The 236-nt window shown below is 33.5% G+C and carries 1 pseudogene; it reads left to right on the top strand.

Annotated features, from left to right (window positions below):
* A pseudogene (locus RI68_RS03370) lies at positions 1-236 on the top strand (DNA double-strand break repair protein Rad50); the annotation flags it as partial.

Below are 236 nucleotides of genomic sequence, written 5' to 3' on the forward strand. Positions count from 1 at the left end.
TTTTGGTAACATCTTTAAAGTTGGTTTTAAGGCTTTCGATAAAGTTACTGATTTAATCCCTGCTAAATATGGTATGAAAATAATAGGTAAATCAATTACTTTTACACGTAAATTCACACAAGGGGCGACGAAAGCCACTTTAATTCTTCACGAAGGACACCGTTTATGGCATATGTATAACGAAGTAGTCAACGAAAACAAAGAATCAGCACCAATGATTACCAAAGAAACTTTAG

The organism is Vaccinium witches'-broom phytoplasma str. VAC (assembly GCF_000309405.1).
Classification (GTDB): Bacteria; Bacillota_I; Bacilli_A; order Acholeplasmatales; family Acholeplasmataceae; genus Phytoplasma.